Origin of the sequence: Dorea sp. OM07-5 (assembly GCF_003481355.1) — a bacterium.
In the GTDB taxonomy this organism is placed as follows: Bacteria; Bacillota; Clostridia; order Lachnospirales; family Lachnospiraceae; genus Dorea_D; species Dorea_D hominis.
The window spans coordinates 1-556 of the sequence record NZ_QUKZ01000061.1; the positions used below are offsets into that span (position 1 = coordinate 1).

Consider the following 556-nt stretch of genomic DNA (forward strand, 5'->3'; position numbering starts at 1 on the left):
GAAAAATATTACCTGAACCAGAAACAAATGGAGCAGCTCTTATTCAAATCCGGGCAGGAAGTCAGGGTAAAAGAGTCTACAGTCCCAAAGGACTAAGCTGTACCCTGACATCACAGGCAGGTGGAATGGGCGGCAAGACAGGATTATATGATGTAGGTGTTCCAATAAAAGAGAATACAAAGCTCTGCTACAAACTTGCAAGAGAAGGGGACAGCATCGATCTGGGCTATGCGAATCTTAACAGCAGGAGAGGAAGAGTCGGACACCAGATCGCACATACCCTGACAACAGGTGTTCAACAGGGAACGCTGCATTTTGTCGATCTTTCACCGCCGCCGGTGGTAACGGAAGAATGCAGAAGCCTGAACACCAGACAATGCGGTGTCCACAAATATAAAGGAGAATGTTCCGGTGTATTAGCAGAGGATGGAGCAAGAGCAGTCTTAACACCAGCAAAAGAGAATGTCCGGCAGAACGGCAGACGCATGAAGGAACCGGAAGAACCAATGTTCACGATTACTGCAACAGATCGTCATGGCATCTTGTATCACGGAAG

The 556-nt window shown here is 47.7% G+C and carries 1 pseudogene; it reads left to right on the plus strand.

Going from position 1 to position 556, the window contains the following annotated elements:
• Positions 1-125: 125 nt before the first annotated feature.
• A pseudogene (locus DXC04_RS15420) lies at positions 126-556 on the plus strand (DNA (cytosine-5-)-methyltransferase); the annotation flags it as partial.